The sequence below is a fragment of the Streptomyces sp. NPDC006140 genome (genome assembly GCF_040628815.1).
Taxonomy (GTDB): Bacteria; Actinomycetota; Actinomycetes; order Streptomycetales; family Streptomycetaceae; genus Streptomyces.
Genome location: NZ_JBEXTS010000003.1, coordinates 193,445 through 214,749 on the forward strand (window position 1 = coordinate 193,445; position 21,305 = coordinate 214,749).

The 21,305-nt window shown below is 71.4% G+C and carries 15 protein-coding genes; 12 read left to right on the plus strand and 3 right to left on the minus strand.

Features of this window, described 5'->3' with window-relative positions:
- Nucleotides 1-13 precede the first annotated feature (13 nt).
- The 12 genes from ABZ386_RS10330 to ABZ386_RS10385 all read left to right on the plus strand — a co-directional run bounded on the left by ABZ386_RS10330 (nt 14) and on the right by ABZ386_RS10385 (nt 16,191).
- Complete coding sequence (locus ABZ386_RS10330; RefSeq protein ID WP_114256395.1) at nt 14-1,060, plus strand: substrate-binding domain-containing protein; 1,047 nt, start codon at nt 14-16, stop codon at nt 1,058-1,060.
- A gap of 55 nt (nt 1,061-1,115) precedes the next feature.
- A complete protein-coding gene (locus ABZ386_RS10335; protein WP_351343047.1) occupies nt 1,116-2,327 on the plus strand; it encodes a Gfo/Idh/MocA family oxidoreductase in 1,212 nt (403 codons plus the stop codon).
- A gap of 14 nt (nt 2,328-2,341) precedes the next feature.
- Nucleotides 2,342-3,340 carry a sugar phosphate isomerase/epimerase family protein gene (locus tag ABZ386_RS10340; RefSeq protein WP_351343045.1) on the plus strand — a complete coding sequence of 333 codons (999 nt, stop codon included), beginning with the start codon at nt 2,342-2,344 and terminating at the stop codon, nt 3,338-3,340.
- A 261-nt stretch (nt 3,341-3,601) separates the two neighbouring features.
- Entirely contained in the window at nt 3,602-7,324 is a 3,723-nt protein-coding gene (locus ABZ386_RS10345; RefSeq protein WP_351343043.1) for a ThuA domain-containing protein, read from the plus strand.
- 82 nt (nt 7,325-7,406) lie between these two features.
- The gene (locus ABZ386_RS10350) at nt 7,407-8,639 is read left to right on the plus strand and encodes an inositol-3-phosphate synthase (protein WP_358964544.1); all 1,233 of its coding nucleotides are present in this window, start codon (nt 7,407-7,409) and stop codon (nt 8,637-8,639) included.
- On the plus strand, nt 8,636-9,754 hold the full coding sequence (locus ABZ386_RS10355; RefSeq protein ID WP_358964545.1) for an SCO3242 family prenyltransferase: 1,119 nt from the start codon (nt 8,636-8,638) through the stop codon (nt 9,752-9,754). The genes ABZ386_RS10350 and ABZ386_RS10355 overlap by 4 nt, the downstream gene beginning before the upstream one ends.
- Nucleotides 9,751-10,761: a sugar phosphate isomerase/epimerase family protein gene (locus tag ABZ386_RS10360; RefSeq protein ID WP_356503310.1), complete on the plus strand. Its 1,011-nt coding sequence runs from the start codon at nt 9,751-9,753 to the stop codon at nt 10,759-10,761. Before ABZ386_RS10355 ends, ABZ386_RS10360 begins: the two co-directional genes overlap by 4 nt.
- Entirely contained in the window at nt 10,758-11,510 is a 753-nt protein-coding gene (locus tag ABZ386_RS10365) for an EboA domain-containing protein (RefSeq protein WP_356503308.1), read from the plus strand. The genes ABZ386_RS10360 and ABZ386_RS10365 overlap by 4 nt, the downstream gene beginning before the upstream one ends.
- The gene (locus ABZ386_RS10370; protein ID WP_355727142.1) at nt 11,510-12,442 is read left to right on the plus strand and encodes a TatD family hydrolase; all 933 of its coding nucleotides are present in this window, start codon (nt 11,510-11,512) and stop codon (nt 12,440-12,442) included. Before ABZ386_RS10365 ends, ABZ386_RS10370 begins: the two co-directional genes overlap by 1 nt.
- A gap of 3 nt (nt 12,443-12,445) precedes the next feature.
- Nucleotides 12,446-13,615: a metabolite traffic protein EboE gene (gene eboE / locus ABZ386_RS10375; protein ID WP_358964546.1), complete on the plus strand. Its 1,170-nt coding sequence runs from the start codon at nt 12,446-12,448 to the stop codon at nt 13,613-13,615.
- Entirely contained in the window at nt 13,612-15,030 is a 1,419-nt protein-coding gene (locus ABZ386_RS10380; RefSeq protein ID WP_358964548.1) for a nucleotide pyrophosphatase/phosphodiesterase family protein, read from the plus strand. Before eboE ends, ABZ386_RS10380 begins: the two co-directional genes overlap by 4 nt.
- A gap of 81 nt (nt 15,031-15,111) precedes the next feature.
- Complete coding sequence (locus ABZ386_RS10385) at nt 15,112-16,191, plus strand: sugar phosphate isomerase/epimerase (RefSeq protein WP_358964550.1); 1,080 nt, start codon at nt 15,112-15,114, stop codon at nt 16,189-16,191.
- Nucleotides 16,192-16,259: 68 nt separating this feature from the next.
- Here ABZ386_RS10385 and ABZ386_RS10390 read toward each other — a convergent pair whose 3' ends face one another.
- From ABZ386_RS10390 to ABZ386_RS10400, 3 genes are all read right to left on the minus strand, one after another.
- Nucleotides 16,260-17,645, minus strand: a complete 1,386-nt coding sequence (locus ABZ386_RS10390; RefSeq protein WP_355727779.1) for an OFA family MFS transporter — start codon at nt 17,643-17,645, stop codon at nt 16,260-16,262.
- A 1-nt stretch (nt 17,646) separates the two neighbouring features.
- Nucleotides 17,647-19,035, minus strand: coding sequence for an OFA family MFS transporter (locus ABZ386_RS10395; RefSeq protein WP_351343023.1), 1,389 nt, complete (start codon nt 19,033-19,035; stop codon nt 17,647-17,649).
- A gap of 122 nt (nt 19,036-19,157) precedes the next feature.
- The gene (locus tag ABZ386_RS10400) at nt 19,158-21,302 is read right to left on the minus strand and encodes an acetate--CoA ligase family protein (protein ID WP_358964719.1); all 2,145 of its coding nucleotides are present in this window, start codon (nt 21,300-21,302) and stop codon (nt 19,158-19,160) included.
- Nucleotides 21,303-21,305: the final 3 nt, after the last annotated feature.

The following is a 21,305-nucleotide window of genomic DNA, read 5'->3' on the forward strand; positions in this document are numbered from 1 at the left end:
GGGTTTCCCCGCCATGCCAGAGATCACGAGCCGCAGAGGACTGCTCTTCGGGGCCGCCGCCGTCTCCGCGGGCGCCCTCATCACGGGGTGCACCAGCAACGAGCCGTCCGAGTCGAAGGACGAGCCGGCCGGGAACAACCAGCCGGCCGCCGACGACAAGCCCGGCAAGCAGGTCACCATCGGCTTCGCCGGACCGCAGGCCGACCACGGCTGGCTCAACGCCATCAACGACAACGCCAAGAGCCGCGCCGAGAAGTACTCCGACGTCACCCTGGAGATCACCGAGGGTTCCAACGACACCGCCCAGCAGATCGGCCAGATCGAGACCCTCATCAACAAGAAGGTCGACGTCCTGGTCGTGCTCCCCGCCGACGGCAAGGCCCTCACCCAGGTCGGCCTGAAGGCGATGCGCGCGGGCATCCCGGTCGTCAACCTCGACCGGATCTTCAACACCCCGCAGGCGTACCGCTGCTGGATCGGCGGCGACAACTACGGCATGGGCCTCAACGCCGGGCATTACATCGGCGAGAAGCTCAAGGGGAAGGCGAACGCCCGCGTCATCGAACTCGCCGGCCTCGACAACCTGGAGCTGACCAAGCAGCGCACCCAGGGCTTCGACGACGCCCTGAAGAACTACCCCAACATCAAGAAGGTCGCCCGCCAGGCCGCCGAGTTCACCGTCGAGTCCGGGCAGGCCAAGATGGCCCAGCTGCTCCAGGCCCAGTCGAAGTTCGACGCGCTGTGGAACCACGACGACGACCAGGGCGTGGGCGCGCTGCGTGCCATCGAGCAGGCCGGGCGCGACGACTTCCTGATGGTCGGCGGCGCGGGCGCCCTGTCCGCCTTCCAGGCCATCAAGCAGGACGACGGCGTCCTCAAGGCGACGGTGCTGTACCCGCCGACCATGGCCGCCTCCGCGATCGACCTCGCCCGCGCCCTCGGGCAGGGCAAGGGCATCGGTGGCATGGCCGAGTTCGAGATCCCCGCCTCCATCACGCTCTACTCGGCCGTCGTCGACAAGACCAACGTCGACCAGTACATGCCCACCGGCTTCAAGTGATCCATCCCGCACCCCCCACGTGCGCCACCCCGACCAGGACGAGGAGGACACCCGTATGGGACAGCCGCAAGCGCCGTCAGATGGGACCGAGGCAGGCAAGCCACCCCTGCGCGTGGGGATGGTGGGCTACGCCTTCATGGGCGCCGCCCACTCCCAGGGCTGGCGCACCGCGGGCCGCGTCTTCGACCTGCCGCTGGACCCGGTGCAGGCCGTGATCTGCGGCCGGGACCGCTCCGCCGCGCAGGCGGCCGCCGACCGGCACGGCTGGGCGTCCGTCGAGACCGACTGGCGGGCCCTCGTCGAACGCGACGACATCGACCTCGTCGACATCTGCACCCCCGGCGACAGCCACGCCGAGATCGCGCTCGCCGCCCTGGCCGCAGGCAAGCACGTGCTGTGCGAGAAGCCGCTCGCCAACACCGTCGAGGAGGCCACCTCTATGGCCCGGGCTGCCGAGGAGGCCTACGGGCGGGGGCAGGTGGCGATGGTCGGCTTCAACTACCGCCGGGTGCCGGCCACCGCCCAGGCCCGCCGGATGGTCGCCGAGGGACGGCTCGGCAGGCTGCGGCACGTGCGCGTGACGTACCTCCAGGACTGGCTCGTGGACCCCGAGTTCCCGCTGACCTGGCGGCTGCGCAAGGAGCAGGCCGGGTCGGGCTCGCTCGGCGACCTGGGCGCGCACATCATCGACCTCGCGCAGTACCTCGTGGGGGAGCCGCTGGCCGGGGTCTCCGCGCTGACGGAGACCTTCGTCCGCGAGCGGCCGCTGCCCACCGGCGCCAGCAGCGGACTGTCCGCCGTCTCGGCGGCCGGCAAGGGCGAGGTCACCGTGGACGACGCGGCCCTGTTCACGGCCCGCTTCCCCTCCGGCGCGATCGCCTCCTTCGAGGCCACCCGCTACGCCACCGGCCGCAAGAACGCCCTGCGCATCGAGCTCAACGGCGAGCGCGGCTCGCTCGCCTTCGACCTGGAGCGGCTCAACGAGCTGTCCTTCCACGACGGCACCCAGCCGGGCGCGGAAGCCGGCTTCCGCCGCATCCTCGTCACCGAACCCGACCACCCCTACCTGGAGGCCTGGTGGCCGCCGGGCCACGGCCTCGGCTACGAGCACACCTTCGTCCACCAGGCCCGCGACCTCGTCCACGCCATCGCCGAGGGCCGCCGCCCCGAACCCTCCTTCACGGACGGGCTCCAGGTGCAGCGCGTGCTCGCCGCCGTGGAGGAGAGCGCCGAGAAGAACTCCGTCTACACCCCGATCGCGGTCTGAGGAGGCCCCTTTCCATGCCGCGCACCTTCACGCTCTTCACCGGCCAGTGGGCGGACCTGCCGCTGGAGGAGGTCTGCCGCCTGGCCCGCGACTTCGGCTACGACGGCCTCGAACTCGCCTGCTGGGGCGACCACTTCGAGGTCGACAAGGCGCTGAGCGACCCCTCGTACGTGGACTCCAGGCACCAGCTCCTCGACAAGTACGGCCTGAAGTGCTGGGCGATCTCCAACCACCTGGTCGGGCAGGCCGTCTGCGACGCCATCATCGACGAACGCCACCAGGCGATCCTCCCCGGGGCGATCTGGGGCGACGGCGACCCGGAAGGGGTCCGGCAGCGGGCCGCCGAACGCATGAAGGACACCGCGCGGGCCGCGGCCGCCTTCGGCGTCGACACCGTCATCGGCTTCACCGGCTCCGCCATCTGGCACCTCGTCGCCATGTTCCCGCCCGCGCCCGACGCGATGATCGAGCGCGGCTACCAGGACTTCGCCGACCGCTGGAACCCGATCCTCGACGTCTTCGACGCGGAGGGCGTGCGGTTCGCGCACGAGGTCCACCCCAGCGAGATCGCCTACGACTACTGGACGACCCAGCGGGCCCTCGAAGCCGTCGACCGGCGCCCCGCCTTCGGCCTCAACTTCGACCCCTCGCACTTCGTGTGGCAGGACCTCGACCCGGTCGGTTTCCTGTGGGACTTCCGCGACCGCATCTACCACGTCGACTGCAAGGAGGCCCGCAAACGCCTCGACGGACGCAACGGCCGGCTCGGCTCGCACCTGCCCTGGGGCGACCCGCGGCGCGGCTGGGACTTCGTCTCCGCCGGGCATGGCGACGTCCCCTGGGAGGACGTCTTCCGGATGCTGCGCTCCATCGACTACCAGGGCCCCGTCTCGGTCGAGTGGGAGGACGCCGGCATGGACCGGCTCCAGGGGGCGCCCGAGGCGCTGGCCCGCCTCAAGGCCTTCGACTTCGAGCCGCCCAGCGCGTCCTTCGACGCCGCGTTCAACAGCTGAACAGCGCGCCCGGCGCTGGTCGGGAGCGGGGACCGGCGGCATCGCCGATCCCCTCTCCGACCTGCCCGGATCCCGCTTTGTCCTGGGGCGGGAGAAAGTTCCACCGAGTCGCTCTCAAGGGGTGTTCGCCCCGGACGGACCCGGTTACCTTCCTTGATGTGTTCAGGACACACACACCTCCGGGGTGACGGCGCACCCCGGCGCCCGCACCGCACGTCTTCGTACCCACCCGTACGGCCCACCCGTTCCCGGAGGGACTTCGTGCACAGAACCAGCCTCAGAAGCACCCGCACCTCCAGACGCCCCAAACTGCGCACCACCGTCGCCCTGTTCACCGGCCTGCTCCTGGCCGTGGGCACCCCCGCCACCGTCGCGGGCGCCCACCCCCGTCACGCGGAGCACGACGAACCGGCGGCCGCCGAGGGCCAGTTCCAGCAGGTGCCGCTCGCCAAGGGCGAACCCGAGACGGGCGAGCCGATGTCGCTCGCCGTGCTCCCGGACCGCAGCGTCCTGCACACCTCGCGCGACGGCACGCTGCGCCTCACCGACCAGGGCGGCGTCACCAAGGTCGCCGGCAAGATCCCCGTCTACACCCACGACGAGGAAGGACTCCAGGGCGTCGGCGTCGACCCGGACTTCAAGAACAACCGGGCGATCTACCTGTACTACGCCCCGCCGCTCGACACCCCGGTCGGCGACGCCCCGGAGACCGGCACCGCCGAGGACTTCAAGAAGTTCGACGGCGTCAACCGCCTCTCCCGCTTCACCCTGAACGCCAACGGCACGCTGAACCTGGCCAGCGAGAAGAAGGTCATCGACGTCGCGGCCTCCCGCGGCACCTGCTGCCACGTCGGCGGCGACATCGACTTCGACGCCGACGGCAACCTCTACCTGTCGACCGGCGACGACACCAACCCCTTCGCCTCCGACGGCTACACGCCGATCGACGACCGGCCGAACCGCAACCCGGCCTTCGACGCCCGCCGCAGCTCCGCCAACACCAACGACCTGCGCGGCAAGATCCTGCGCATCAAGGTCGCCGCGGACGGCTCGTACACCATCCCGGAGGGCAACCTCTTCGCCCCGGGCACCGAGAAGACCCGCCCCGAGATCTACGCGATGGGCTTCCGCAACCCGTTCCGGATGAGCGTCGACGACAAGACCGGCATCGTCTACGTCGGCGACTACGGCCCCGACGCGGGCGCCGCCGACCCCAAGCGCGGCCCGGCGGGCCAGGTCGAGTTCGCCAAGGTGACCAAGGCGGCCAACTTCGGCTGGCCCTTCTGCACTGGCGACAACGACCCCTACGTCGACTACGACTTCGCCACCAAGGAGTCCGGCGAGACGTTCGACTGCGCCGCCCCGAAGAACACCTCCCCGCACAACACGGGCCTGGTCGACCTGCCGCCCGCGCAGGCCGCCTGGATCCCGTACGACGGCGGCTCCCTGCCCGAGTTCGGCGACGGCTCCGAGTCCCCGATGGCCGGCCCGGTCTACCGCTACGACCCCGAGCTCGACTCCAGCGTGAAGTTCCCCGAGTCCTACGACGGCGACTTCTTCGCGGGTGAGTTCGGCCGCCGCTGGATCAAGCGGATCGAGCAGACCGAGGAGGGGTCGGTCGCGAAGATCAACGACTTCCCGTGGACCGGCACCCAGATCATGGACATGGAGTTCGGCCCCGACGGCGCGCTCTACGTCCTCGACTACGGCGTCTCCTGGTTCCAGGGCGACGAGCACTCCGCGCTGTACCGGATCGAGAATGCCGAGGACGGCTTCTCGCCGATCGCCGAGGTGAGCGCCGACAAGACCTCCGGCGCGGCCGGCCTGAAGGTCAAGTTCACCGCCTCCGCCAAGGACGCCGACTCCACGAACCTCACCTACAGCTGGGACTTCGGCGACGGCACCAAGGGCGAGGGCCTCAACCCCACCCACCGGTACAAGAAGGTCGGCACCTACAGCGCCACCTTCACCGCCAAGGACCCCGAGGGCAACACCGGCAACGCCAGCGTCCGGATCGTCGTCGGCAACACCGAACCGAAGGTGACGATCGAGACCCCGGCCAACGGCACCCTGGCCGCCTTCGGCCGGCCCGTCCCGTTCAAGGTGAAGGTCACCGACCCCGAGGAGACGGTCGACTGCTCCAAGGTCAAGGTCACCTACAGCCTCGGCCACGACTCGCACGCCCACGAGCTGACCAGCGAGATGGGCTGCGAGGGCACGCTGAAGCCGCCGCCCGGTGACGGCGGCCACGACCCCAACGCCAACATCTATGGCGTGGTCGGCGCCAGCTACACCGACGGCGGGGCAGGCGGCCAGGAGGAGCTGACGGGCACCGCGCGCACCGTCCTGCAGCCGCTGCACCGCCAGGGCGAGCACTTCACCACCCAGTCGGGCGTGTCCGTCATCGACAAGACCGGCGCCCACGGCGGCAAGACCGTCGGCGACATCGACGACGGCGACTGGATCTCCTTCACCCCCTACCGGTTCGACGGCCAAAAGAAGCTGACCGTACGGGCCTCCTCCGGCGGCGCGGGCGGCTTCGTCGAGCTGCGCACCGGCTCGCCCGAGGGACCGCTGCACGGCTCGGCGTACATCCCGCCGACCGGCGGCTGGGAGGCCTTCCAGAACGTCGACGTGCCGCTGCGGTCGCTGCCGAAGAAGACCACCGACATCTACCTGGTCTTCAAGGGCGGCGAGGGCGCGCTGTTCGACGTGGACGACTTCGAGTTCTCCAAGGACCCGTTCAAGGGCGGCAAGAAGGTCCTGGTCTTCTCCAAGACCGCCGGCTTCCGCCACGACTCCATCCCGGCCGGCATCGCCGCCCTGAAGGAACTCGGCGGCCCGGCCGGCATCACGGTCGACGCCACCGAGGAAGCCCGGCAGTTCACCACCACCAACCTCGCCAAGTACGACGCGGTGGCCTTCCTGTCCACCACCGGCGACGTGCTCGACGCCGAGCAGCAGAAGGCGTTCGAGGACTACGTGGCGGGCGGCGGTGGCTACATGGGCATCCACGCGGCGGCCGACACCGAGTACGACTGGGAGTTCTACGGCGGCCTCGTCGGCGCCTACTTCCACTCCCACCCGGCCATCCAGAAGGCCACCGTCCGCGTCGAGGACCACGACCACCCCTCCACCGCGCACCTGGGCGAGACCTGGGAGCGCACCGACGAGTGGTACAACTACCGCACCAACCCGCGCGAGCAGGCCAAGGTCCTCGCCACCCTGGACGAGACCACCTACCAGGGCGGCACCATGAAGGGCGACCACCCCATCGCCTGGTGCCAGAGCTACGGCGGCGGCCGCTCCTTCTACACCGGCGGCGGCCACACCAAGGAGTCCTACGCCGACGAGGCCTTCCGCGCCCACCTGCTCGGCGGCCTGCAGTACGCCACCGGCCAGGTGAAGGCGGACTGCAAGCCGAGCAAGGACTACCGGAAGATCTTCAACGGCCAGACCCTGGACGGCTGGAAGCAGGCCGGCCCCGGCAGGTTCGTCGTCAAGGACGGCGTGCTGGAGACCGAGGGCGGCATGGGCCTGCTCTGGTACCAGGCCAAGGAGCTGAAGTCGTACTCCCTCAAGCTCGACTGGAAGATGCAGGGCGACGACAACTCCGGGATCTTCGTGGGCTTCCCGGCCTCCGACGACCCCTGGTCCGCCGTGAACAAGGGCTACGAGATCCAGATCGACGCCACGGACGCGCCCGACCGCACCACCGGCTCCGTGTACTCCTTCAAGTCGGCCAACATCAAGGCCCGTGACCAGGTTCTGCGGCCGCCCGGCCAGTGGAACTCCTACGAGATCAAGGTCCAGGGCGAACGCCTCCAGGTGTTCCTCAACGGAGTCAAGATCAACGACTTCACCAACAAGGACCCCGAGCGGAGCCTGACCGACGGCTACATCGGCCTGCAGAACCACGGTGCCGACGACCAGGTCTCCTTCCGCAACATCCAGCTCAAGGAACTGCCCGTCCAGGGCCAGTGAACGGCGGCGGGCGGGGGACGCCGGACCCCCGCCCGCCGTCTCCCCCCTCCCCCCGGGTTCGCGCACGACCAGGAGGCTGCCCATGTCCGCGTCCCTTCCCCGACCGCGTGTGGGGGTGTGGCTGATCGGAGCCCGCGGCTCCGTCGCCACCACCGTCGTCACGGGGTGCGCCGCCGTCGCCGCGGGACTGCACCCGCCCACCGGCATGGTGACCGAGACCCCCGCCTTCACCGACAGCGGCCTGCCCGCTCTGTCCGACCTCGTCTTCGGCGGCCACGACACCCTCGACTGCCCCCTCCCCAAACGGGCCGAGACCCTGACCGCGGGTGGCGTCCTTCCCCCGGGCCTTGCCACTGCCGTCACCGCCGAACTCGCGGCTGCGGACCGGGAGATTCGGCCCGGCGGCCCCGCCCCGGGGGACACCAGGAGTGAGGCCGACCTGATCGCGGCCTTCACCCACGACATCCGCGACTTCACCCACCGCCACGCCTTGCAGCGGACCTTGGTGGTGAACGTCGCCTCCACCGAACCCGCCTCCCAGGGCCCCGGCGCCCCGCTGCCCGCCAGCACCCTGTACGCCCTGGCGGCCCTCCGCGCGGGCTGCCCCTACGTCAACTTCACCCCCTCCGAGGGCATGCACCACCCCGTCGCCGCCCGCGAGGCCGAGCACAGCGGCCTGCCCCACGCCGGCCGGGACGGCAAGACCGGGCAGACCCTGCTGCGGGCCGTGCTGGGCCCGATGTTCGCCCAGCGGGCGCTGCACGTCCGGGCCTGGTCCGGCACGAACCTGCTCGGCGGCGGAGACGGCGCCGCCCTCGCCGACCCGGCCGCCGCGGCGGCGAAGAACGCCGGCAAAGAACGCGTCCTCGCCGACACCCTCGGCCATGTCCCCGAGGGCGAGGTCCATATCGACGACGTCCCCGCCCTCGGCGACTGGAAGACCGCCTGGGACCACATCGCCTTCGACGGCTTCCTCGGCACCCGCATGATCCTCCAGACGATCTGGCAGGGCTGCGACTCGGCCCTGGCTGCACCCCTGGTGCTCGACCTCGCCCGCCTCACCGCCCGCGCCCACGAGAAGGGCCTGACCGGTCCGCTCGGCGCTCTCGGGTTCTACTTCAAGGACCCGGTGGGGGAGGGGCCCTCGGGCCTGTCCGAGCAGTACGAGGCGCTGGTCCGGTTCGGGCGTGGGCTGGGGCGGACGGCCGAGGCCGACCTCGGCACGGAGGCGGGGAGCAGCACTGGCGTGGGGGCGGAGGGCAGCCCCGGCGTGGAAGCGGGGGAGCGGGCCGACGCATCGGAGGACGTGCTGTGACGCTGCGCGAGAGGCCCGGCTCACGGCCCGACGGCTCACGCCCCGACGGCACCGTCACGGCGGCGGCCGGGGCCGCCGCCTGCGGCACGGACGGGCGAACGGTCACCGGCCACCCGCACCGCCGACGCGCCCGGCGCGCCCGACGCACCCCACGCGCCTGGGCGGAACTCCTGCGCCTGCCCGCCCTGTTCAGCGTCCCCGGCGACGCCCTGGCCGGCACGGCCGCGGCCGGTGGCAGTCCCGGCCCCCGCACCCTGCTCGCCATCGGTTCCTCCCTCTGCCTGTACGAGGCCGGCATGGCCCTCAACGACTGGGCGGACCGCGACGTCGACGCCGTCGAACGCCCGCACCGCCCCCTGCCCTCCGGCCGCATCCGCCCGTCCGCCGCGCTCACGGCCGCCTGCGCGCTCACCGCGGCCGGACTGGCCCTGGCCGCCCGCGCCGGACGGCCGGCCCTGACCGTGGCCGCACCTCTGGCCGCGACCGTCTGGGCCTACGACCTCGGCCTGAAGCACACCCCGGCCGGACCCGTGGCCATGGGCGCCGCCCGGGGCCTGGACCTGCTCCTCGGAGCCGCGGCCAGCACCGGCCGCACCAGCCGGGCCGTGCCCTCCGCCGCCCTCCTCGGCACCCACACCGTCGCCGTGACGACGGTCTCCCGCCAGGAGGCACAGGGCGGCTCACCCCTGGCCCCGCTGGCGGCCCTCGCGACGACCGCCCTGCTGACGCGTCTGCTGACGCACCGGTCCGCGGGGCCGGCGAACGGCCGTTCTCAGGCCACCGGCCACGGGCCGACGGACTCCCGCCCCGCCCGGCACAAGCCCGGGCCGACGGACCCCCGCCCCGCCCGGCACCAGCCCGGGCAGGCGTCCGCAGAGGTGCTCACCGCGGCATGCGCGGCCGCCTACGCCGCGACCACGGCCCGCCCCTACGTCCACGCCACGCTGAATCCGTCACCTCCTCTCACCCAACGCGCCGTCGGCGCCGGCATCCGCGCCACGATCCCCCTCCAGGCCGCCCTCACCGCTCGCTCCCGGGGCACGGCCGGCGCACTCCTCATCGCCGCCCTCGCCCCGCTCGGAGCGAGGTTCGCGAAGAAGGTGAGCGTCACATGAGCCACGAAGCGCCCCCGGCGTCGGCCGACCTCGCGACGGCCGCGTCGCCCACCGGGCCCGAGGCGCCCACCCCCCTCCGCTTCGGCTACGGCACCAACGGCCTCGCCGACCTCCGGCTCGACGACGCGCTCGCTCTCCTCGCCGACCTCGGTTACGACGGCGTCGGACTGACCCTCGACCACATGCACCTCGACCCGCTCGCCCCCGACCTCGCCGCCCGCACCCGCCGGGTTGCTCGGCGACTGGACGCCCTCGGCCTGGGCGTCACCGTGGAGACGGGGGCCCGCTATGTGCTCGACGCGCGCCGCAAGCACGGCCCGTCCCTGCTGGACCCGGACGCCGATGACCGGGCCCGCCGCGTCGACCTCCTCGTACGGGCCGTCCGGGTCGCCGCCGACCTCGGTGCCCACGCGGTCCACTGCTTCAGCGGCATCGTCCCGGAGGACACCGACACGGACACCGCGTGGCAGCGCCTCGCCGATACCCTCACCCCCGTCCTGGACGCCGCCGGCTCCGCGGGCATCCCCCTCGCCGTCGAACCGGAGCCGGGCCACCTCCTCGCCACCCTCGCCGACTTCCACCACCTCCGCCGCCTCCTCGGCGACCCAGGCCCTCTCGGCCTCACCCTCGACATCGGCCACTGCCAGTGCCTCGAACCCCTTTCTCCCGCCGACTGCGTGCGAGACGCCGCCCCCTGGCTGCGGCACGTCCAGATCGAGGACATGCGGCGCGGCGTCCACGAGCACCTCCCGTTCGGCGACGGGGAGATCGACTTCCCACCGGTCCTGGCGGCCCTCGCCGCCACCGGCTACCAGGGCCTGACCGTCGTCGAACTGCCCCGCCACTCCCACGCCGGCCCGCACTTCGCCGCCCACTCCCTCCCGTTCCTCCGCCACGCCGAGCGGACCGCGGCCACCGCGTCGCACCAGCCCGCTCCGGCCCTCCAGCAGGCCGCGCCACCCCACGGCGCTCCCTCGGCCACCTCTGAAGGGAGCAGCACCAGATGACCCACCCCCGCGCCACGCCGACGGCGAGAACCGAGAGCACCCAGAACGCCCCCAGCGCCGGAACCGACACCGGCCGAACCACCCCTGACACGGGCCTCCGCCCTCTCCCCACGCTCGCCGACCTCCGTCACCACCTCAGCACCCATCTCGACCCGGCCGCCCGCGCCTGGCTGGAGCACGCCCTCGACGAGGCCGCCGCGCACCCCGGCCTCCACGGGCCCATCTCCGTGTGGGAACTGCGCCTCGCCGAGGCCGGCCGCCGCTGCGGCGCCGCGCACGCCGACGCCGCCCGGGTGCTCATCCTCGACGCGGCCCGCGCAGGCACCGACGCCCTGACCCGGGTCTACTTCCAGGGCACCGCCGACGAGCGGCGGGCCGTCCTGCACGCCCTGCCCCACCTCGTCTCCGGCCCCGGCGCGCTCCCGCTCGTCGAGGACGCCCTGCGCACCAACGACACCCGGCTCCTCACCGCCGCCGTCGGCCCCTACGCCGCCCGGCACCTGGCCCCCCACGCATGGCGCCACGCCGTGCTGAAGTGCCTGTTCACCGGTGTCCCCGTCGACCACGTGGCGGACCTGCCCGGCCGCGCCCGCGGCGATGTCGAACTCGCCCGCATGCTGGGCGACTACGCCGCCGAACGCACCGCCGCCGGCCGCCCCGTCCCCGAGGACCTGCACCGCGTCCTGGACCTGACCGAGTCCGTGAACCCGGCCCCCGGCACGGACCGCCCCCACGGCAAGGAGTCCTGATGCGCATCTTCGACCCCCACATCCACATGACGTCCCGGACCACCGACGACTACGAGGCCATGTACGCCGCCGGGGTCCGCGCCGTCGTCGAGCCCTCCTTCTGGCTCGGTCAGCCGCGCACCTCGCCCGCGTCCTTCCGCGACTACTTCGACTCCCTCCTCGGCTGGGAGCCCTTCCGCGCGGCCCAGTACGGCATCGCCCACCACTGCACGATCGCCCTCAACCCCAAGGAGGCGAACGACCCGCGCTGCGTGCCCGTCCTCGACGAACTGCCCCGGTATCTCGTCAAGGACAACGTCGTGGCGGTCGGCGAGATCGGCTACGACTCCATGACCCCCGCCGAGGACACCGCCCTCGCCGCGCAGCTCCAGCTGGCCGCGGACCACGGCCTGCCCGCTCTCGTGCACACCCCGCACCGCGACAAGCTCGCCGGCCTGCGCCGCACCCTGGACGTCGTCCGGGAGTCCGCCCTGCCCGTGGAACGCGTCCTGGTCGACCACCTCAACGAGACCACTGTCAAGGAGGCCCGGGACAGCGGCTGCTGGCTGGGCTTCTCCGTCTATCCGGACACCAAGATGGACGAGGAGCGGATGGTCGCGATCCTGCGCGCCTACGGACCCGAGCAGGTCCTGGTCAACTCCGCCGCAGACTGGGGGAAGAGCGACCCCCTCAAGACCCGCAAGGTCGCCGACCTGATGCTCGCCGAGGGCTTCGACGAGGACACGGTCGACCTGGTGCTGTGGCGCAACCCGGTCGCCTTCTACGGCCTCAGCGGCCGTCTCCACCTGGACGTCACCGGCACGGAGGCCACCCACGAAGGCAACTCCATCCTGCGCGGGGTCCCGAAGGACCCGCACGATCCGGACCGCGGCCTCAAAGCGCCGGACCCCGGCCCCGAAGTACCGGTCCGCGTCCCCGCCGCGGAGGCGTGAGCCATGCGCTTCCGCCACCCCGACGGCTCCACCGTCCACCTCGCCTACTGCACCAACGTCCACCCCGCCGAAACCCTGGAAGGGGTCCTCGCCCAGCTCCGCGACCACTGCGAACCCGTCCGCCGCCGCCTGGGACGCGACCGGCTGGGCATCGGGCTGTGGCTCGCCAAGGACGCCGCCCACGCCCTCGTCACCGACCCCTCCGCGCTGCGCGGCCTGCGCACCGAGCTGGACCGGCGCGGCCTCGAGGTCGTCACCCTCAACGGATTCCCCTACGAGGGCTTCGGCGCAGAGGAAGTCAAGTACCGCGTCTACAAGCCCGACTGGGCCGACCCGGAACGCCTCGACCACACCACCGCCCTGGCCCGCGTCCTCGCCGGACTCCTCCCCGACGACGTCACCGACGGCACCATCTCCACCCTGCCCCTCGCCTGGCGCACCGCCTACGACGACCAGCGTGCCGAGGCCGCCCGGGCCGCCCTGCGCACCCTCGCCGAACGCCTCGACGCCATCGAGGAGCTGACCGGCCGCTCCCTCCGCGTCGGCCTGGAACCGGAACCCGGCTGCGTCGTCGAGACCACCCGCGACGCCATCGCCCCGCTCACCGCGATCGGCCACGACCGCATCGGCATCTGTGTCGACACCTGCCATCTCGCCACCTCCTTCGAAGACCCGCACACCGCCCTGGACGCACTCACCGACGCCCGCGTCCCCGTCGTCAAATCCCAGCTCTCCGCCGCCCTGCACGCCGAACACCCCCATCTGCCGGAGGTCCGCGAGGCCCTCGCCGCCTTCGCCGAACCCCGCTTCCTGCATCAGACCCGCACCTCGACCGCCGCCGGGCTGCGCGCCACCGACGACCTCGACGAGGCCCTCGCCGGCCACGCCCTGCCCGACGCCTCCCCCTGGCGCGCCCACTTCCACGTCCCCCTGCACGCGGCCCCCGCCGCACCCCTCACCTCCACACTCCCGGTCCTGAAAGCAGCACTGACCCAGCTGGTCGGCGGCCCGGCCCCGCTCACCCGCCACCTGGAGGTCGAGACCTACACCTGGCAGGCCCTCCCGCCCGAGCTGCGCCCCAAGGGCCGCGCCCAGCTCGCCGAGGGCATCGCCGCCGAACTCACCCTCGCCCGCGACCTGCTGACGGACCTCGGCCTGAAGGAGCTGCCATGAGCACCCATGAGCGCCCGGACCCGGCCACCGCGGACCGCGAGCGCCCCACCCCGCTCCTCGTCCTGGACGTCGTCGGCCTCACCCCCCGTCTCCTCGACCACATGCCCCACCTCAAGGCGCTCGGCCAGTCCGGCTCCCGCGCCCCACTGGGCACGGTCCTGCCCGCCGTCACCTGCGCCGCCCAGTCCACGTTCCTCACCGGCGCCCTGCCCTCGGAGCACGGCATCGTCGGCAACGGCTGGTACTTCCGCGAACTCGGCGACGTCCTCCTGTGGCGCCAGCACAACGGGCTCGTGGCCGGCGACAAGCTCTGGGACGCCGCCCGCCGCGCCCACCCCGGCTACACCGTGGCGAACATCTGCTGGTGGTACGCCATGGGCGCCGACACCGACATCACCGTCACCCCCCGTCCGATCTACTACGCCGACGGCCGCAAGGAACCCGACTGCTACACCAGGCCGCCCGCACTGCACGACGAACTCACCGAGAAACTCGGCACCTTCCCCCTGTTCCACTTCTGGGGCCCCGGAGCGGACCTCGTCTCCAGCCGGTGGATCATCGACGCGACCCGCCACATCATCCGCACCCGCCATCCCGACCTGACGCTCTGCTACCTCCCTCATCTCGACTACGACCTGCAGCGCTTCGGCCCCGACGACCCGCGCTCCCTGAAGGCGGCCGCCGATCTCGACAGCGCCCTGGCACCGCTCCTGGACGACGCCCGGGCCGAGGGACGCACGGTCGTCGCGCTGTCCGAGTACGGCATCACCCGCGTGAACCGGCCCGTCGACATCAACCGCGCCCTGCGCCGCGCCGGTCTGCTGGAGGTGCACACCCAGGACGGCATGGAGTACCTCGACCCGATGGCATCCCGTGCCTTCGCGGTGGCCGACCACCAGATCGCCCACGTGTATGTGCGCCGCCCCGAGGACCTCGACGCCACCCGGGCCGCCCTGGACGGCCTGCCCGGCATCGAGCAACTCCTCGACGACGAGGGCAAGAAGACCCATCACCTCGACCATCCGCGCGCGGGCGAACTCGTCGCCGTGGCGGAACCCGACGCCTGGTTCACGTACTACTACTGGCTCGACGACGACCGCGCGCCCGATTTCGCGCGACTCGTCGAGATCCACCGCAAACCCGGCTACGACCCGGTCGAACTCTTCATGGATCCCCTCGACCCCTATGTCAAGGTCAAGGCGGCCACCGCTCTGGCGCGCAAGAAACTCGGCCTGCGCTACCGCATGGCGGTCGTGCCCCTGGACCCCTCACCTATTCGCGGCAGCCACGGCCGCCTCCCGCAGAGCGACGACGACGGTCCGCTCCTCATCTGCTCCACCCCCCGCGCTGTCGGCGACCGCGTCGCGGCCACCGATGTGAAGTCACTGCTGCTCCGGCTCGCCGGTCTCGGCTGAGGCCATAGCCCTCAGTCCTGACTGGTCACAAGTGAAGCACTCACCACTGACAACGCCCCGCGATCACGAGGAGTTCCACGCATGAGCCGCTTCTCCCAGCCCGACCCCGAACTCGCCCACCGCCTCAGCAGACGCGGCATGCTCGGCGTGGCGGCGGGCGCCACCGCCGCCGCCCTGCTCGGCGCCGCGGCCCCGGCGACGGCCGCCACCGGCAACGCGACGGCCGCCACCGGCAACGCTGCAGCCGCCACCGGTACGGCCCCCGGCGCCAAGGGCCGCGGCCGGCCCGTCCTGCCGCCCGGCCGCCTCGGCATCCAGCTCTACAGCCTGCGCGACAAGGTCTCCACCCTCGGCTTCGGCCCCGTCTTCGCCGAACTGGAGAAGTACGGCTACGACGAGGTCGAGTTCGCCGGCTACACCCAGGGCTCGGCCGGTCCCATCACGCTCGCCCAGCTCAGGCGACTGGCCCGCAGCCACGGCCTGAACCCGATCGGCAGCCACGTGGGCTACTACTCCAGCGACCCGAACGCCTACACGTTCGCCCAGAACCTCACCAAGGTCCTCGACGACGCCCAGGCCCTCGGCCTCAAGCACATCGGCACGGCCGCCGGCCCGTTCCGCTACGGCTCGACCGTCGACGCCTGGAAGCGCGCCGCCGAGGACTTCAACACCTACGGCGCGGCCGCGAGGGCCCGGGGCATGAAGTTCTACCAGCACAACCACTCCGAGGAGTTCTCCTTCGCCACCGACAACCCCAAGGTCCGCCTCTACGACGTCCTGCTCGAGGAGACCGACCCCGACCTCGTCTTCCTGGAGATGGACATCTACTGGGCGTACGTCGGCCAGTTCCGGTTCTCCAAGCGGCCCGACGGCACACCCGCACCCTTCGAACCGCTCGACTACGTCCTGCGGCAGCCCGACCGCTACCCGCTGTTCCACGTGAAGGACGGCGAGAGCGACCCGTCGAACCCGTACGGCTACCGCATGGTCGACGTCGGCGACGGGGACATCGACTACCAGCGGTTCATCTCCGCCGTCACCCGGCTGCGCGGCCACCGCCTGGCCCACCACTGGCAGGCCGAGCACGACAACCCGGCCGAGTCCTTCGCCTTCGCGCGCCGCTCCAGCGCACACCTGCACTCGCTGCGGGAGAAGTGCTGAGCGCCGTACGGGCATGAGGAGGCCCCTCCCCGGCCGGGGAGGGGCCTCCTCATGTGGGGGGGGAAGGGTCAGCCCACGGGCCGCGCCTCGGCGCGTCCCGGCTGGCGCAGGAGCAGCGCGACCGCCGCCGCGAGCATCGACACGCCCCCGGCGAGCGCGTACGCGCCGTTGTAGCCCCAGGCCGCGACCACCATGGAGCCCAGTCCGCCGCCGAACAGGCCGCTGATCAGCTTGCCGCTGTAGACCAGCCCGTAGTTGCTGGCGTTGTAGTTCTCCCCGAAGTAGTCCGGCGTGAGCGCCGCGAACAGCGGGTAGAACGCGCCGCCGCCGAAGCCGGAGAGGAACGCGAAGAACAGGAACAGCCACTCGCTCCTCAGGTCACCCGCCCAGATCACGCCGAACTGGGCGAGCCCCAGCACGACGATGACGAACACCAGGGTCGACTTGCGGCCCCACCGGTCGGACAGCCAGCCCACGACCCCGCGGCCGATGCCGTTGACGACCGCCATCACCCCCATGGACGACGCCGCCACCAGCGGGCCGAAGCCCACGTCCTTGGCGAAGTCGACCTGGAACGAGATGCCGAAGATCGACACGCCCGCGGTCATCACCACCGAGATCCACATCAGGGGCAGCATCCCGGTCCTGATGGCCTCCTTCGGGGTGTACTGCCGTACCGCCGGAGGGTTCTTGGCGAGGCTCGTGGCGTGCTTGCGGTCGCCGGAGAAGGTCAGCGGGTCGATCTCGGCCGGCCACCAGTTCTTCGGCGGGTCCTTGAAGAAGAACGCGCAGGCCAGCACCACGATCATGATGTAGCAGCCGATGAGGTCCAGGACGCGGTGGTAGTTCGCCGTGTCGAAGCCGTAGTTGAAGATGAAGATGAACGGCAGCGACCCGTACGCGAACCCGCCGTTGACGAAGCCCGTGCGGGCGCCCCGTCGTTCCGGGAACCACTTGCCGACCATGTTGATGCAGGTGGCGTAGATGAGCCCGGCGCCGATCCCGCCGACCACGCCGAAGCCGAGGATCGCCAGCAGGACGTTGCTCAGGTGCGACAGGGCGAGGAACCCCAGCAGGCACATGACGGACCCGATGTACATGGCCGTACGGGCGGTCAGGATGCCCTTCTCCCGCAGCCAGCCCGCGGGGAAGGCGATGCCGGCCTGGAAGAACACCCAGACGCTGAGGATCCAGAAGGTGTTGCTCTGCGTCCAGCCGTGCGCGTGGGACAGGGTGTCCTCCGCGGAGCCGTACGCGTACTCGAACACGCTGATGGCCATCATGGCGAGCCACGGCAGGTACACCATGAGCTTGCGCGAGTGGCCGAGGATGTCCCGGTCGGTCTCGCCGACGCGGTAGACGCGGCCGTGGGCGTCGGTGACTTCGCGGTAGGGACGGTGTGCGGCGTCGGATGATGTGGGGGAGTCGCTTGCTGCGTACGGATCTGCCGTCATGTCAGGCCGTGTCCTCGCCGAGCGGTTGCGGGTTGGGAGCGATGCGGTGCTTGTCCTTGTCGCGTCCCGGCGGGGTCAGGAACAGCGCCACACATCCGGCGAAGAGGGAGATGGAGCCGGCCAGGATGAAGGCACCGGAGTGCCCCCAGGCGCCGACGACCACGGCTCCCATGCCGGCGCCGAGGCCGGAGACGAGCTTGGCGCTGTAGACCATGCCGTAGTTGGACGCGTTGTTGTTCTCACCGAAGTAGTCGGCGGTGAGCGCGGCGAACATCGGGAAGATGGCGCCGCCGCCGAAGCCGGAGATCGAGGAGAAGACCAGGAACAGCGGGAGGTTCTCGGCGTTCGCCGACCAGAGGATGCCGTACTGGGACAGGCCCAGGATGACGCACACCACCAGCAGGCACCGCTTGCGGCCGTACAGGTCGGAGAGCCAGCCGATGACACCGCGGCCGGTGCCGTTGACGATGGCCTTCAGGGACATGGCCGTGGCGACGATCCCGCCCGCGAACCCGGCCTCCTCGCCGATCTCCACCTGGAAGGCGATGCCGAAGATGTTCACGCCGGACGTACAGGCCAGGCAGAACCACATCAGGGCCACCCGGCCGGTCTTCCAGGCCTCCTTGGGGGAGTACTGGCGCACCGCCGGCGGGTTCATGCGCAGTGAGCGGGCCGCGCGCGGGTCCTTCGGCGGGTTGAGCGGGTCGATGTCGGCGGGCCACCAGTTCTTCGGCGGATCCTTGAAGAAGTAGCCGGAGCAGGCCACGATCCCGGCCAGGAACACGCCCACCGAGACCAGCACCCAGCGGAAGTTGGTGAGGTCCATGTAGCCGTTGAAGAGGAAGACGAAGGGCACCGAGCCGTAGGCGAAACCGCCGTTGACGAAGCCCGTCTTGCCGCCCTTGCGCTCCGGATACCACTTGCCGACCATGTTGACGCAGGTGGCGTACACCATGCCCGCGCCCATGCCGCTGAACATGCTGAAGCCGATGTAGGCGAAGACGACGTGCGGTGCGAAGGCCAGCGACAGGTAGCCCATGAGGGTGCCCGCCGCGCCGCACATCATGGCCCAGCGGGCCGGGAGTTTTCCGCTCTCTCGCAGCTTGCCCGCGGGAAAGGCCACCGCGGCCTGGAAGAAGACCCAGACGGTCATCATCCAGAAGATGTGCATGCTGTCCCAGCTGTGCGCCGTGTGCAGGGTCTCCTCGGCGGACGCGAACGCGTACTCGGCGGAGGAGATGCCCATCATGCCGATCCAGGGCAGGATCACCATCCACTTGCGCTTGCGCCCCATGATGTCGATGTCGGTCTCACCGAGACGGTAGACGCGACCGTTCGCGTCGGTGACCTCCCGGTAGGGAACCGTGGTGGGCAGATCGGTCGTTGTCATGTCGTGTCGCACCCCTTGCGTCGAAAGATCTGGCCAGCGCCCCCTGTCCCATGCCTTTCGTGCGCGTGCGGGTCCCGGGGCCGGCCGACGCGCACCGTCGGCCGGCCCCCCGCTGCCTCACCTCATGTACCGCCCCCCAGCAGCCCCGCCTCCCGCGCCCAGCGGTACTTCGCGCCGAGCACGGCCACCGGCTTCTCCGTCGTGTACGGGTACGCCACGACCCCGCGCTCGAAGAGGTACTGGCAGGCCTCCTCGACCTCCACGTCCCCGGCGAGCGACGCCACCACGGGCTTCTCGATGCCGCGCTCCCGGAACTCGGCCACCACGCGCGCGCTGAGCTCGGCGAAGACCATGGGAGGAGTGACGATGGTGTGCCAGTAGCCCAGGACGAGCGCGTGGATGCGCGGGTCCTCGAGACCCAGCCGGATCGTCGCCTCGTACGTCGACGGCGGCTCGCCCCCGGTGATGTCCACCGGGTTGCCCGCCGCCCCGAAGGGCGGGATGAACTTCCGGAACGCCTCGTCGAGGTCGGGCGGGATCTCCATCAGGGACAGGCCGTTGTCCGTCACCGCGTCGGAGAGCAGCACCCCGCTGCCGCCGGCACCCGTGATGATCACGACGTTGTCGCCCTGGGGCGCCGGCAGTACGGGCAACGCGCGCGCGTACTCCAGCATGTCGTTCAGCCCCGGCGCCCGGATGACACCCGCCTGGCGGAGGATGTCGTCGTAGACCGCGTCGTCACCGGCCAGGGCGCCGGTGTGCGAGCCGGCCGCCTTCGCTCCCGCAGCCGTACGGCCCGCCTTCAGCACGATCACCGGCTTCTTCGGCACGGTCGCCCGCGCGGCCTCCACGAAGGCGCGCCCGTCCTTGAGGTCCTCCAGGTGCATCGCGATGCACTGGGTGTTCGGGTCCTCCCCGAACCAGGTCAGCAGGTCGTCCTCGTCCAGGTCCGACTTGTTGCCGAGCCCGACGATCGCCGACACGCCCGTCTTGGTGGTGCGCGCGAAGCCCAGGATGGCCATCCCGATGCCACCGGACTGCGAGGTCAGCGCGACCCCGCCCTTGACGTCGTACGGCGTGCAGAACGTGGCGCACAGGTCCTGCCAGGTGGAGTAGTAGCCGTAGATGTTCGGCCCCAGCAGCCGGATGCCGTGCCGTTCGGCGATCGCCACGATCTCCGCCTGGAGTTCGTGCTCGCCGGTCTCCGCGAACCCGGAGGGGATCAGCACGGCGTTCGGGATGCCCTTGCGTCCCACCTCCTCCAGGGCCGAGGCCACGAACTTGGCGGGGATCGCGAAGACCGCCACATCCACCTCACCGGGAACGTCGGTGACACTCTTGTACGCCTTGCGGCCCAGAATGTCATCGGCTTTGGGATTCACCGGATGGATGTCGCCCGCGAACCCTCCGTCGACGAGGTTGCGCATCACGGAGTTGCCGATCTTGCCCTGTTCGTTGGAGGCGCCGATGACGGCGACCGCGCGCGGCTGCATCAGCCGGCGCATCGAGGCGAGGATCTCGTCCCGGGAGTACTTCCGGCGCGGCGCGGGCTGCGACTCGGCGAGGATGACCCGGATGTCGGCCGCGACGGCCCCCTCCGGCGTCGCGATCACCGGGTTGAGGTCCACCTCGGCGATCTCGGGGAAGTCCGCGACGAGTTCCGACACACGCCGGATCTGCTCGGCGACGGCCCACCGGTCCACGCCCGCCTGGCCGCGCACCCCGCGCAGGATCTCCGCCGACCGGATCGAGTCGAGCATCGACAGCGCCTCGTCGGCGTCGACCGGCGCGAGCCGGAAGGTGACGTCCTTGAGGACCTCGACGAGCACCCCGCCGAGCCCGAAGGCGACCACCTTCCCGAACGTCGGATCCGTGACGGCCCCGACGATGACCTCCTGCCCCTTCGGCAGCAGCTCCTGCACCTGCACACCCGAGATGCGGGCGTTCGCGTCGTACGCACGCGCGTTGTCGATGATGGTGTGGAAGGCGGCCCGGACGTCCGCGGCGCCCTCGACGCCGACGATCACCCCGCCCGCGTCGGTCTTGTGCAGGATGTCCGGCGAGACGATCTTCATGACGACGGGCCCGCCGAAGCGCGCGGCGAACGCCACGGCCTCCTCGACATCGGTCGCCAGCTCCTCGCCCGGTACGGCGATCCCGTACGCGTCGGCGATCACCTTGCCCTCGGGCGCGGTCAGCGCGGTCCGCCCCTCGGCGCGCACGGCTGCGAGGAGGGACCGCACCCGCAGGACCCGGTCTTCGGCCATCAC